Annotated in this window: 12 protein-coding genes and 1 pseudogene; 3 read left to right on the top strand and 10 right to left on the bottom strand. The window is 64.1% G+C overall.

Features of this window, described 5'->3' with window-relative positions:
• Window positions 1-42: 42 nt before the first annotated feature.
• From arfA to leuS, 4 genes and pseudogenes are all read right to left on the bottom strand, one after another.
• Window positions 43-189, bottom strand: a pseudogene (arfA, locus tag BLT86_RS14790) (alternative ribosome rescue factor ArfA); the annotation flags it as partial.
• A gap of 270 nt (window positions 190-459) precedes the next feature.
• The gene (gene holA, locus BLT86_RS14785) at window positions 460-1,488 is read right to left on the bottom strand and encodes a DNA polymerase III subunit delta (RefSeq protein ID WP_092377705.1); all 1,029 of its coding nucleotides are present in this window, start codon (window positions 1,486-1,488) and stop codon (window positions 460-462) included.
• 55 nt (window positions 1,489-1,543) lie between these two features.
• The gene (locus tag BLT86_RS14780; RefSeq protein ID WP_021489483.1) at window positions 1,544-2,155 is read right to left on the bottom strand and encodes an LPS-assembly lipoprotein LptE; all 612 of its coding nucleotides are present in this window, start codon (window positions 2,153-2,155) and stop codon (window positions 1,544-1,546) included.
• Between the two features lie 54 nt (window positions 2,156-2,209).
• Entirely contained in the window at window positions 2,210-4,822 is a 2,613-nt protein-coding gene (gene leuS, locus BLT86_RS14775; RefSeq protein ID WP_092377703.1) for a leucine--tRNA ligase, read from the bottom strand.
• Between the two features lie 177 nt (window positions 4,823-4,999).
• On the opposite strand from leuS, the gene BLT86_RS14770 reads away from it, so the two are divergent.
• Window positions 5,000-5,428, top strand: coding sequence for a hypothetical protein (locus BLT86_RS14770; protein WP_090337373.1), 429 nt, complete (start codon window positions 5,000-5,002; stop codon window positions 5,426-5,428).
• A gap of 24 nt (window positions 5,429-5,452) precedes the next feature.
• Window positions 5,453-6,223, top strand: coding sequence for a YdcF family protein (locus tag BLT86_RS14765; RefSeq protein WP_092377700.1), 771 nt, complete (start codon window positions 5,453-5,455; stop codon window positions 6,221-6,223).
• 191 nt (window positions 6,224-6,414) lie between these two features.
• Here the strand turns inward: BLT86_RS14765 and lnt are convergent, their stop codons facing one another.
• The 5 genes from lnt to miaB form a co-directional block, all read right to left on the bottom strand.
• A complete protein-coding gene (gene lnt, locus BLT86_RS14760; protein ID WP_092377697.1) occupies window positions 6,415-7,938 on the bottom strand; it encodes an apolipoprotein N-acyltransferase in 1,524 nt (507 codons plus the stop codon).
• Between the two features lie 231 nt (window positions 7,939-8,169).
• Window positions 8,170-9,009, bottom strand: a complete 840-nt coding sequence (locus BLT86_RS14755; protein WP_092377694.1) for an HlyC/CorC family transporter — start codon at window positions 9,007-9,009, stop codon at window positions 8,170-8,172.
• 6 nt (window positions 9,010-9,015) lie between these two features.
• Entirely contained in the window at window positions 9,016-9,495 is a 480-nt protein-coding gene (gene ybeY / locus BLT86_RS14750; RefSeq protein ID WP_092377691.1) for an rRNA maturation RNase YbeY, read from the bottom strand.
• Complete coding sequence (locus tag BLT86_RS14745; RefSeq protein ID WP_092380431.1) at window positions 9,488-10,480, bottom strand: PhoH family protein; 993 nt, start codon at window positions 10,478-10,480, stop codon at window positions 9,488-9,490. The genes ybeY and BLT86_RS14745 overlap by 8 nt, the downstream gene beginning before the upstream one ends.
• Before the next feature lie 87 nt (window positions 10,481-10,567).
• On the bottom strand, window positions 10,568-11,911 hold the full coding sequence (miaB, locus tag BLT86_RS14740) for a tRNA (N6-isopentenyl adenosine(37)-C2)-methylthiotransferase MiaB (RefSeq protein WP_092377688.1): 1,344 nt from the start codon (window positions 11,909-11,911) through the stop codon (window positions 10,568-10,570).
• Between the two features lie 176 nt (window positions 11,912-12,087).
• Between miaB and BLT86_RS14735 the strand changes: the two genes are divergently transcribed.
• On the top strand, window positions 12,088-12,411 hold the full coding sequence (locus BLT86_RS14735; RefSeq protein WP_004424773.1) for a DUF1820 family protein: 324 nt from the start codon (window positions 12,088-12,090) through the stop codon (window positions 12,409-12,411).
• A 100-nt stretch (window positions 12,412-12,511) separates the two neighbouring features.
• Here BLT86_RS14735 and BLT86_RS14730 read toward each other — a convergent pair whose 3' ends face one another.
• On the bottom strand, window positions 12,512-13,060 hold the full coding sequence (locus tag BLT86_RS14730; protein ID WP_092377685.1) for a tetratricopeptide repeat protein: 549 nt from the start codon (window positions 13,058-13,060) through the stop codon (window positions 12,512-12,514).
• Between the last annotated feature and the right edge of the window lie 63 nt (window positions 13,061-13,123).

The raw sequence follows: 13,123 nt of genomic DNA, 5'->3' as shown, positions 1-13,123 counted from the left end.
TGCTCGGGCAACAGGCAGGGCCATCAGTGAGTCAACATAGCCCATAAAGCAAGAAGCCTCCCAATTGTGGGAGGCTTCGCGGCGGTAGCTGCCTTTGCCTTTCTGTGGCCGTTCCTGGCGGGAGCGAAACAGCGGCTGGGCGACGATGGATTTGGCCTTGTTCGGCCGTTTGCCGGTTTTCTTGCTCATGGCATTTCCTCATGCAGACTGGCCTGCGCCAATGCAGGCGGCGAGGACTATGCGCCGCTGTTCAGAAAATGTCCAGACGGGGCGTAGGGCGGGTGCAACCCGCCATCATCGGGTGGCGGGTTGCACCCGCCCTACGGAGAAAGACGCAGCCGTTGCCCGGCCAGTTGCAGGGTCAGCTCGTAGGGTGGGCTTTAGCCCACCAACGGTGGTGGACGTGGGCTGAAGCGGATCGCCGCCCGGCCCACCCTACAAGGAAGCAGGCAGCAACAATTACAGGCGCAGGCGCTGTCCGGCTAACTGCAGGGTCAGCATGGCCAACTCGCTCCACGGATCACCGGGCGCCTGACCCTTGATCTGTGCGTCGATCAACTGCGCCTGCTGCAACAGCTCGCCCCAGCGTTTGCTGCTGTGACGTTGCAAGGCCTTGGAAACCAGCGGCCGGCGTTTGTCCCAGACGGGCGGGCGGGCGCTGGAGAAGGCCTTGTCCAAGGGGATGCCCTGGCTCTGCTGATGGGCGATGCTGGCCAGCAGGCGAATCTCGCGCGCCAGCGCCCAGAGGATCACCGGGGTTTCCACGCCCTCGCCACGCAGGCCTTCGAGCATGCGCAGGGCATGGGCGGCGTCACCACCGAGGGCACAATCGATCAGGCCGAAGACGTCGAAGCGGGCGCTGTCGGCCACTGCTGCTTGCACGGTCTCGGCGTCGACCTGATTGCCTTCGGCGAGCAGCTTGAGCTTTTCCACTTCCTGGGCGGCGGCCAGCAGGTTGCCTTCTACCCGCGCGGCGATCATTTCCACCGCGTCGGCGCTGGCGCTCAGGCCGGCCTGCGCCAGGCGCTGGCGAATCCACTGCGGCAACTGGTTGGCGTCTACCGGCCAGATCTGGATGAACTGGCTCACCTGGCCGTCGATCAGGGCCTTGGCCCATTTGGATTTCTGCGTGCTGCCATCGAGCTTGGGCAGGCTCAGCAAGAGGACGGTGTCCTCGGGCGGGCGGGCCAGGTACTCGAGCAGGGCGGCTGTGCCCTTGTCGCCTGGCTTGCCGGAAGGCAGGCGCAGTTCCAGCAGGCGCTTCTCGGCGAACAGCGAGAGGCTGGCGCCAGCCTGCAGCAGGTTGCCCCAGTCGAAGTTGGCTTCGGCATTGAACACCTGGCGTTCGCCGAACCCCTGCTGGCGGCAGGCATTGCGAATGGCGTCAGCGGTTTCCTGGCACAGCAATGGCTCGTCGCCGCTGATCGCATAGACAGGTGCCAGTGCGCCTTGCAGGTGTTTGCCGAGTTGCGCGGGGGCAAGCTTCATCGGGGTGATGTCATCAGGGGCAGGGCGTCGGGCCGCGGCTGCGGCCCTTGGGCCTTTAGCGGGACGGCAGTTCGATCGGCGACTGCTGCGGCGCGACCTGGCTCTCACGAGCCCGGCGCTGCGCTTCCAGTGCTTCGGCTTCGGCCTTGGCGCGGGCTTCGGCGGTCTGCTGCAGTTGGTCCAGTCGCTCGGGCGTGATCTGCTGCAGGCTGAACATCAGTTGCTGGATCATTTCACGGCGCAGCTCGCTGCGCAGCTGAGCCGCTTCCTGGTCGGAGCCGGCTAGGTTGTTGTCGTCCTGCTGGTAGTAGTTCTGCACTTCCACCTTGTTGCCGGTCAGCAGCAGGTTCTGTGTGCCGCGAATCTCGTATTCCAGGCCCATGGTCAGCTCGTACTCGGCGGTACGCGCGCCGCTGCTGTAGCTGGCGCCGCGACGATTCTCGGTCTCGCGGGCGATTACCAGCTTGTAGGGGGCGCCGGAGTAGACGCGAACGTCGTTGTTCTCCAGCACTTCACGTACTTGCTGCACGGTGTCGCCGTAGGCATCGCGCGCGCTGACGTCGAGCTCCTTGAGGGCGAACTGCACATCGCCGGTGCCACGCAGCTGGAAGCCGCATGCGCTGAGCAGGCCAGCCAGGCCGATGACCAGCAGATTCCGTTTCATCATTCTCATATCCCCTTGGCGGATCACGGCGCCACACATATGTGGCGCCGAGCTTAATCAGTTGGCGACTATGTTGACCAGCTTGCCTGGCACCACGATGACCTTGCGAATGCTCAGGCCTTCGGTGAAGCGCAGGACGTTCTCGTTGGCACGAGCGGCGGCCTCGACGTCTTCGCGGCTGGCGCTGGCCGCAACGATGATCTCGCCGCGCAGCTTGCCGTTGACCTGTACCACCAGCGTCAGGCTGTCCTGCACCAGAGCGGATTCATCGACCTGCGGCCACTGCGCATCGATCACCGCATCGGCATGGCCCAGGCACAGCCACAGCTCGTGGCTGATGTGCGGGGTGATCGGCGCCAGCAGCAGAGTGACGATTTCCAGACCTTCGTGCACCAGCGCGCGGTCCTGTTCGGTGGCGGTGGCGGCCTTTTCCAGCACGTTCATCAGGGTCATCACCTGGGCGATGGCGGTGTTGAACTTGTGGTGCTGGCCGATATCGTTGCTGGCCTGCTTGATCGCCAGGTGAATGGCGCGGCGCACGGTTTTCTGTTCGTCGGTGAGAACGGAGACATCCAGCTTGCCCGGCAGACCGGCGCTGACATGGCCGTGAGCCAGACGCCAGACACGACGCAGGAAGCGGTTGGCACCCTCGACGCCGGCATCCGACCATTCGCAGCTCTGATCGGGCGGCGAGGCGAACATCATGAACAGGCGGCAGGTGTCGGCGCCGTAGGCATCGATCATGGCCTGCGGGTCGACGCCGTTGTTCTTCGACTTGGACATCTTCTCGGTGCCGCCGATTTCCACCGGCAGGCCGTCGGACTTGAGTTTGGCGCTGATGACCTTGGCCTTGGCATCGCGTTCCAGCTCGACATCGGCCGGGTTGAACCAGTCCTTGCCGCCGTTTTCCAGGGTGCGGTAGTAGGTCTCGGCGACCACCATGCCCTGGGTTAGCAGGTTCTTGAACGGCTCGTTGGACGACACCAGGCCTTCGTCACGCATCAGCTTGTGGAAGAAGCGCGCGTACAAGAGGTGCAGGATGGCGTGTTCGATGCCGCCGATGTACTGATCCACCGGCAGCCAGTGGTTGGCTGCAGCCGGGTCGACCATGCCGCCCTCATAGTGCGGGCTGGCGTAGCGGGCGAAGTACCAGGACGACTCGACGAAAGTGTCCATGGTGTCGGTTTCGCGCTTGGCATCGGCACCGCACTTCGGGCACTTGCACTGGTAGAACTCGGGCATGCGCGCCAGCGGCGAGCCTGCGCCGTCCGGCACCACGTCTTCGGGCAGCACCACCGGCAACTGGTCTTCCGGCACCGGCACGTCGCCGCAGGCGTCGCAGTGGATGATCGGGATCGGGCAGCCCCAGTAGCGCTGGCGGCTGATACCCCAGTCGCGCAGGCGGAACTGGGTCTTGCGCGCGCCGTGGCCGGTCGCTTCGAGGTCGGCGACTATGGCGTCGAAGGCGGCGCTGAAGTCGAGGTTATCGTACTTGCCGGAGTTGACGGTGGTCAGGCCGTCCTTGTCGGTGTACCAGGCCTGCCATTGCCCGCTGTCGTAGTCCTTGCCCTCGCCGGCGTAGACCGGCTGGATCGGCAGGTCGTACTTGTGGGCGAACTCGAAGTCGCGCTCGTCGTGGGCCGGCACGGCCATCACCGCGCCTTCGCCGTAGCCCCACAGCACGTAGTTGGCGACGAACACCGGCAGCTTGTCGCCGGTCAGCGGATGAATGACGAACTGGCCGGTGGCAACGCCCTTCTTCTCCATGGTGGCCATGTCGGCCTCGGCCACGGAGCCGGCCTTGCACTCGGCGATAAAGGCGGCGATGGCCGCATTGCCCTCGGCAGCGCGTTGGGCCAGCGGGTGTTCGGCGGCCACGGCCACGTAGGTGGCGCCCATCAGGGTGTCGGGGCGAGTCGAATAGACCTTGAGCTGGCCGTCGATGCCGATGCTGGCGACGTCATAGTCGAACACGATGTCGGCACCGTAGCTCTTGCCGATCCAGTTGCGCTGCATGGTCTTGACCTGCTCGGGCCAGCCATCCAGTTCATCCAGGCTGCTCAGCAGCTCTTCGGCATACGCAGTGATCTTGAAGTAGTACATCGGGATTTCGCGCTTCTCGATCAGCGCGCCCGAACGCCAGCCACGGCCGTCGATGACCTGCTCGTTGGCCAGTACGGTCTGGTCCACCGGGTCCCAGTTGACGGTACCGTTCTTGCGGTAGATCACGCCCTTTTCGAACAGGCGGGTGAACAGCCACTGTTCCCAGCGGTAGTAGTCCGGTTTGCAGGTGGTGACTTCGCGCGTCCAGTCGATGGCCAGGCCCAGCGATTTGAGCTGGGACTTCATGTAGGCGATGTTCTCGTAGGTCCACTTGGCCGGTGCGACCTGGTTCTTCATCGCCGCGTTTTCCGCCGGCATGCCGAAGGCGTCCCAGCCCATCGGCTGCAGCACGTTCTTGCCCTGCATGCGCTGGTAGCGCGCGATCACGTCACCGATGGTGTAGTTGCGCACGTGCCCCATGTGTAGCTTGCCGCTGGGGTAGGGGAACATCGACAGGCAGTAGAAGGTGTCCTTGCCCGGCTGTTCGCTGACGACGAAGGATTGTTGCGCGTCCCAGTGGGACTGCGCGGCGGCTTCTATTTCACGGGGCGAGTACTGTTCGTGCATGGCTCTGGCGCTGAAGGAATGGGGCTTGCGGAAAACGCCGTAGCATACATGAGCGCCGTCTATCGAGGGAAACCCAGATTGCATGCGCACGCCGTTGGTCGCGGCGCAACGCTGCTTGCAGCGCCTTCGCTAAACTTTAGTCATGGCCCGCACATATCGGCTATCGCGAGGTGTCAAATGGCTGTTGCACGGCAAGCGGAGAGGGGAGATGGCCTCTATGGGCGACTGCTGCAGCGCCTTGCGCTGGCGCTGGAAGAGGCCGATACCGCCAGTCGCCTGCATGCCGAACCCCTTCGCGAACTGGAGCTCGATGGGCTTAGCCCGGCGGAGCTGGAGCTGATCCGCGCCTATCTCAACCGTGACCTGCATTGGCTGCGCGGCTGGCACGCGGCAGCCGAAGAGCTGGCGTTGATTCAGCGTCAGGCATTGCGCAGCGGCAAGGCGGCAGGCAGCAAGCCGATGGGCAGGCCCAAACCCCTGATGAAGCGTCGCCAGGCGCTCTGTTGCGCGTTGTGTGGGACGTCGGTGAGCTGGCATCGCGGGCAGGATGCGCAGGCGTGCCAGGCCTGTGGTTCAAAGCTGTTTCGCAGCGGCAATACCCGCTAGGATCAGGCGCCCCGGAGGTGCCTGATGCCGATTCGCTACATTCTCAAACAACTGCTGATGCCGCCCGGCATCCTGCTTCTGCTGATGTTGCTGGGCTGGTGGCTGCGTCGCCGTTTTCCCCGCTTGGCTATGGCCTGTTTGCTGATGGGCTTTGGTGGGCTGTGGCTGATGAGCTTGCCAGCGGTGATGCAATGGAGTGCAGGCCTGCTCGAACGTGAGCCTGCGCTTGAAGAGGCGCAGTGGGCGACGCTGGCGCAGCGTGTCGATGCCATCGTGATTCTTGGCGCCGGACGTGAGCAGAACGATCCAGGCTGGGGCGCAACCGATCAGCCTGGGCTGATGGCCCTGGAGCGCCTGCGCTATGCCGCGCGCCTGGCGCGTGCATCCGGCCTGCCAATGGCGGCCAGCGGTGGCCTGCATTACGGCCAGCCACCCAGCGAGGCGGCGCTGATGGCCGATGCCATGCAGCGTGATTACGGCCTGGACATTCGCTGGCGCGAAGAGCGCAGCCGCACCACCTGGGAGAATGCCGCGTTCAGCGCCGAGTTGCTGCAGCCGCAGGGCGTGCGTCGTGTGGTGCTGGTTACGCAGGCCTGGCACATGCCGCGTGCCCGCTGGAGTTTCGAGCAGGCGGGCTTCGAGGTGATCAGCGCGCCGATGGGCTACCTCAGCGCAGGTTACGAGCGCCCGCTGGGCGGCTGGCTGCCGGAATCGCGGGTGATCTGGCAGAGCAGTCTGTTGCTCAACGAGGCCATCGGGCTGCTGGCGTATCCAATCGTCTACGGCAAGCAGTAGGGCGTACTCGCCGCAGACAGTCCGCCTGCGGATTCTGCGTTCCGAGGGCTGGCTGGCTGGCTGGCGGGCTGCTCGCTTCGCTCGCGAGACCGCCCTACAGATCCTGGCCAGCCCGTAGCCCGGATGCAATCCGGGGCGTCGTGCGGCTTACTTCCGGATTTCATCCAGGCTACATTCGCTTGCCGCCGCGTTTAGACCGTCTTGGCCATGCGGCTAGCCAGCAGCGCCCAGCCCAGCAGCAGGGCGCAAAGGATCGCCAGTGGCCAGATGCGCCATTGCAGGTAGGGCGTGAGCCCCTGCATCGGCACCACCTCGCCATACAGTACGCCGCGTTCGAACTGCGGCAAGGCGGACTGGATGCGCCCTTGTGGATCGATGATCACCGTCATGCCGTTGTTGGTGGCGCGGATCATCCAGCGCCCGGCTTCCAGTGCGCGCATCTGCGCCATCTGCAGGTGCTGCAGCGGGCCGATGGAGGTGCCGAACCAGGCATCGTTGCTCACCGTCAGCAGGATGTCGCTGTCCGCCGCCAGTGCCGCCGCGAACTCCGGGTAGACCACTTCGTAGCAGATGAACGGTGCGATGCGCTGCCCCTTGGCCAGCAGCGGTGATTGGTCACTCGGGCCGCGGGCGAAGTCGGACATGGGCAGGTCGAAGAAGGCGATCAAGCCGCGCAGCAGGTCTTGCAGCGGCACGTATTCACCGAAGGGCACCAGCTTCTGCTTGAGGTAGGTACCCTGAGCGTCGCCGAAGCTGGTGATGGCGTTGTAATAACGAACCTCGCCGCGCTCGTTGGACTGGCGTACCGGCACGCCGGTGATCAGCGCGCTGTTACGGTCGCGGGCGAAACGATCCATCACGCCGATATAGCCCTGGGCCAGGTCCTTGAGTAGCGGTATGGCCGTTTCCGGCCAGACCAGCAGATCGACGCGTTCGGCGCTGAAACTGAGATCACGGTACAGCGCCAGCTGCGCGTTGAGTTGCTCCGGATCCCATTTCAGATGCTGTTCGACATTACCCTGCACGGCGGCAACGCTCAGGCTGTTGCCGGCTGGCCGTGTCCAGCTGTGATCATTCAGCGCCAGGCCGGCGATCCAGGGGCTCAGCAACAGGAGCAGGGCGCAGAGGTAGCGCGGTTTGTGCGCGCGCAGACGTTCCAGGTTGATGATCAGTGCGGCCGACAGGGCGATGACGAAGGAGGCCAGCCACACTCCGCCGACCGGCACCAGCCCGCTCAGTGGGCCTTCGAGTTGGCTGTAGCCAGCATAGAGCCAGGGAAAGCCGGTGAGGAACCAGCCACGGAACACTTCCTGGGCGACCCACAGCGCGGCGAAGGCCAGGGCGTCGGCCAGCGGCGCTTCGCTGCGGCGGATCCAGCGCGCCCAGAGCGCGGCCATCAGGGCGAAAAACAGGCCCAGCCCAGCGACGAAACCCAGGGTGAGCAGGCCGGCCAGTGCCGGCGAGGCGGCGCCATAGTCGTGGATGCTGACGTACACCCAGCTGGTGCCGGCGGCGAACAGGCCGAAACCATAGCTCCAGCCGCGCACTGCGGCCTGGCCTGGGCGTAGATGGCGCAGGCCGAAATAGAACAGGGCAATGGACAGCACAGCCAGTGGCCAGAGGTCGAACGGGGCGAGGGCCAGAGTGGTCAAGGCGCCTGCGCCGCAGGCGAGCAGGTGGCCGGGCCAGCCCGGACGAGTGATCCATTGCAACATGGGGCAAATCCTTGGAAGCGGGGTGGCGCAAGGGTAGGGGCAGGCAGTGGCAGGCGGCAAGTGCCAGGGCTGTTCTTAAAAAGCCATCTATAGTCACTCCCGCGAAGGCGGGAGCCCAGGTGATTCGCAGGTTCTGGATGCCCGCGTGCGCGGGTATGACGGCTTTTTCAGTGTTTCCCTGGCCCGGATGCAATCCGGGGAGGCGCTCTGGTCATCCCCGGATACCAGCCGTCAGCGACTGATCGGCGTCAGGCGCAGCAGGTGGATGCGGCGGCTGTCGGCGTTGAGTACGCGGAAGCGGAATTCGCCGATCTCGGTGACTTCGTTGCGCTTGGGCAGGTGGCCGAAGGCGTTCATCACCAGGCCGCCGACGGTGTCGTATTCGTCGTCGGAGAACTGGCTGTCGAAGGTCTCGTTGAAGCTGTCGATGGGCGTCAGTGCCTTGATCAGGTAGTCGCCGGACGGCAGTGGCTTGATGTAGCCGTCTTCCTCGACATCGTGCTCGTCTTCGATGTCGCCGACGATCTGCTCCAGCACATCCTCGATGGTCACCAGGCCGGCCACGCCGCCGTATTCGTCGATGACCACGGCCATGTGGTTGTGGTTGGCGCGGAACTCACGCAGCAGCACGTTGAGGCGCTTGGACTCGGGCACGAAGGTGGCCGGGCGCAGCAGGTCCTTGATGTTGAAGTTGGGCTGCTCGCCCTGCAGGATCAGCGGCAGCAGATCCTTGGCCAGGAGGATGCCAATGACGTCATCGAGGCTTTCGCCGATTACCGGGTAGCGCGAGTGCGCGGCGTCGATGATCGCGGGGAGAAACTCCTGCGGCGTCTGCGTGGCCTTGATGCTGATCACCTGCGAGCGCGGCACCATGATGTCGCGTACCTGCAGGTCGGCGACCTGGATGGCGCCTTCGACGATGGCCAGCGCCTCGCTGTCGAGCAGCTTGTTCTGGTGGGCTTCGCGCAGGACTTCCAGCAGCTCCTGGCGGTTTCTCGGCTCATGAGCAAAAGCCTGGGTCAGCTTGTTGAACCAGGACTTCTGCTCGTTGCTCGATCGGTCTTCGCTCATGGCGTTTTACTCGGGGTCCTTTTCATTAGGCGGTTCATCGCCGGCATAGGGGTCGGGATGACCCAATTCGGCGAGCAATTGTCGTTCCAGATCTTCCATCTCGAGGGCTTCGTCGTCCTCGATATGGTCATAGCCGAGCAGGTGCAGGCAGCCGTGGATCACCAGGTGTGCCCAGTGCGCGTCCAGCGCCTTGCCTTGCTCGGCGGCTTCGCGCTCGACCACCGGCACGCAGATCACCAGATCGCCCAACAGCGGAATGTCGAGAATGCCGTCGGGAATTTCGGCGGGGAAGGACAGCACGTTGGTGGCGTAGTCCTTGTGCCGCCAGGTGTGGTTCAGCTCGCGGCCTTCGGCCTCGTCGACCAGGCGAATGGTCAGCTCGGAATCGGCCGTGCGCTGGCGCAGCGCCAGCTCGCACCAGCGGCGCAGCTGTGCCTCATCAGGGTGCTGGCCGTCAGTGGCCAGTTGCAGGTCGAGCTCAAGCATCCTGGCCGTCGCCCTTGCCGCTCAGGCGTGCGTCGTGGCGCTCGTAGGCTTCGACGATGCGCTGCACCAGCGGGTGGCGCACCACGTCCTTGGGCTTGAAGTGGGTGAAGCTGATGCCGGGTACGTCACGCAGCACTTCGATGACATGGGCCAGGCCGCTCTTGGTGCCGCGCGGCAGGTCGACCTGGGTAATGTCGCCGGTGATCACGGCAGTGGAGCCGAAACCGATACGGGTGAGGAACATCTTCATCTGCTCGACGGTGGTGTTCTGACTCTCGTCGAGAATGATGAAGCTGTTGTTAAGCGTGCGGCCGCGCATGTAGGCCAGCGGTGCGATCTCGATCACCTGTTTCTCGATCAGCTTGGCCACGTGGTCGAAGCCGAGCATTTCATAGAGCGCGTCGTACAGCGGGCGCAGGTAAGGGTCGATCTTCTGTGCCAGGTCGCCGGGCAGGAAGCCGAGCTTCTCGCCGGCCTCGACCGCCGGGCGCACCAGCAGGATGCGCCGCACCTGCTCGCGCTCCAGCGCGTCCACCGCGCAGGCCACGGCCAGGTAGGTCTTGCCGGTGCCGGCCGGGCCGATGCCGAAGTTGATGTCGTTGTCGAGGATCGCCTTGACGTAGCGCTGCTGGTTGGCGCCGCGCGGCTTGATCACGCCCTTCTTGGTGCGCAGGGTCACCTGAGGCAGGTTGCTGGGGTTGACCAGCTCCTCGACGCCGGATTCCTGCAAATACAGGTGCACCAGGTCGGGCGACAGTTCGGTGGCCTTGGTTTCGCGGTACAGCTTGCGCAGCAGGGTTTCGGCGGCCTGGGTCTTGTCGGCGCTACCAAGCATTTCGAACTGGTTGCCACGGTTGCGGATTTCCAGGCCGAGGCGCTCTTCGATCAGGCGCAGGTGCTCGTCGAACTGGCCGCAGAGGTTGGCGAAACGGCGGGCCTCGAAGGGTTCGAGGGTGAAACGATGAGGTTCTAGAGAGGCGTTCAAGGTGATGGTGTGATCGTCACTTGTCTGGGTATTGAAAGGCAGCATAACGCTGGCCGCCGACAACGCAAAGTGGGGGCGCCCGCTACGTTAGTGGAGGGTGTCGGCATCCAGCAGGGTGCCGCGCAGCGAATGGGGCAGGGCGTCGTCGATATGCACGTCGACGAACTGGCCGATCAGGCGCGGATTATCGCAGCGGAAATTGACGATGCGGTTCTGCTCGGTGCGGCCCTGGAGCATGCCCGGGTCCTTCTTCGAGTAGTCGCTGACCAGAATGCGCTGCACCGTGCCGACCATGCGCCGGCTGTTCTCGAAACCGTTCTGGTTGATGCGGTGCTGCAGCAGGGCCAGACGCTGCTTCTTCACTTCTTCCGGGGTATCGTCGACCAGGTCGGCGGCCGGAGTACCTGGGCGCGAGCTGTAGATAAAGGAGAAGGAGAAGTCGAAACCGACGTCCTCGATCAGCTTCATGGTCTGATCGAAGTCCTTCTCGGTCTCGCCAGGGAAGCCGACGATAAAGTCCGAGCTGATCAGGATGTCCGGCACGGCGGCGCGCAGCTTGCGGATGCGCGACTTGTATTCCAGCGCGGTGTGGTTGCGCTTCATCGCCGCGAGGATGCGATCCGAGCCGGACTGCACCGGCAGGTGCAGGTATTTCACCAGCTGCGGGATCTCGGCATGGGCGGCGATGATCGCGTCGGAGAACTCCAGCGGGTGGCTGGTGGTGTAGCGGATGCGCTCGACGCCATCGAGGGCAGCCACGGCATGCAGCAGTTCGGCGAAGTCGGCGATATGGCCATCCGGCGCTTCCCCGCGATAGCCGTTGACGTTCTGCCCGAGCAGGGTGATTTCCTTGACGCCCTTCTCGGTGAGGGAGGTGATTTCCATCAACACGTCGACCAGTGGGCGGCTGACTTCCTCGCCGCGGGTGTAGGGCACCACGCAGAAGGTGCAGTACTTGCTGCAACCTTCCATCACCGAGACGAAGGCGCTGGGGCCGTCGACGCGCGGCTCGGGCAGGCGGTCGAACTTCTCGATCTCGGGAAAGCTGATGTCCACCTGGGCGGTCTTGGTTACGCGCGCGGCGTCGATCATCTCCGGCAGGCGGTGCAGGGTCTGCGGGCCGAAGACCACGTCGACATAGGGCGCGCGATCGCGAATCGCCGCGCCTTCCTGGCTGGCCACGCAGCCGCCGACGCCGATCACCAGGTCCGGGTTGGCCTGCTTCAGCTCGCGCCAGCGGCCGAGTTGGGAGAACACCTTGTCCTGCGCCTTCTCGCGGATCGAGCAGGTATTGAGCAGGATCACGTCGGCTTCTTCGGGTTTTTCCGTGACCTCCAGGGCCTGATGCTCGCCCAGCAGGTCGACCATGCGCGAGCTGTCGTACTCGTTCATCTGGCAACCGTGGGTTTCGATATAGAGCTTCTTGGTCATGGCACTGTCTGAGGTGGTTAAAAAATGACCGCGCATTATAGGGGAGAGGTGGGCGACAGGCTACAAGCTTGCGGCCACAGGCAGGTGCATCGTCGTCCATGCCCGGATTGCATCCGGGCTACGCGTGCGGCGCTGTGCTATTCTGCGCGCCCCGTTTTTCCTGGCTTCGAATCTCCATGAGCAAGCGTGATCCCATCTACAAGGTGATTTTTCTCAACCAGGGCCAGGTATACGAGATGTATGCCAAGCAGATCTTTCAAAGTGATCTGTGGGGCTTTCTGGAGGTTGAAGAGTTCGTCTTCGGCGAGCGCAGCCAGCTGGTGGTCGACCCCAGCGAGGAGAAACTCAAGGCGCAGTTCGAGGGTGTGGTGCGCAGCTTCGTACCGATGCACGCGATCATCCGCATCGACGAGGTAGAGCGTCTGGGTACGGCGAAGATCAGCGAAGCCAAGGGCGGTGGCAACGTCATGCCATTCCCCATGCCGATGCCGGACAAATAAGCGACAAGCTGCAAGTAGCAAGTAGGGTGGGCTTTAGCCCACCGGCGGTATCGAGAGGCTACTTGGTGGGCTGAAGCCCACCCTACGCCTGGCTCTACCTTTAGGGCAACGGCGCGAAAGGCGAGCGACCTTCGGCGGTCTGCAGCTCCAGCAGATAGCTGCGGAAGATCTGCCCCAGCACCTGGCTGGCGATTTCCAGTTCATCGCGGCGCATCTGTGCCGACACCAGGTCGGCGCTGTCCATGGCTTCGTCCGAGCCATTGACCGAGGCCATCTTCAACACGATGTAGGCCTGCACGTTGTTGGCCGGTACGCCTTCGCCGCGGAAGAACATGGTGCCCAGGCGCAATTGGGCTTCGGCATGGCCCTGCAGCGAGGCGCGCTCGAACCAGGTCAGGGCTTGTTTGAAATCACGTGGCGTGCGTTTGCCGTCGTAGTAGTACTCGCCCAGTTCATAGGCCGCCTGCATGTTGCCGGCGCGGGCCATTTCCTGGCAGCTGGCCAGGGCATCGGGCATTTCTTCGGGAGCGGCGTTCAGGGCGCAGCTGCCGCTGGCGGGGATCAGCAGAGAGTTGCCGCCTGCGAGCGCAAACAGCGGGAGGAAAAGCAACAGGCAGCCCAGAGACAGGGTGCGGCCGGTGCGGTTCATCTGGATAACGGGACCTCGGCAGTTCAGGTCGGGTGACGTGCCCGGTCGGCGCAAAACGTGCCG

The organism is Pseudomonas sihuiensis (genome assembly GCF_900106015.1).
Taxonomy (GTDB): Bacteria; Pseudomonadota; Gammaproteobacteria; order Pseudomonadales; family Pseudomonadaceae; genus Aquipseudomonas; species Aquipseudomonas sihuiensis.
Note: the sequence above shows the minus strand (reverse complement) of the source record. Positions and strands in the feature narration are given on the sequence as shown.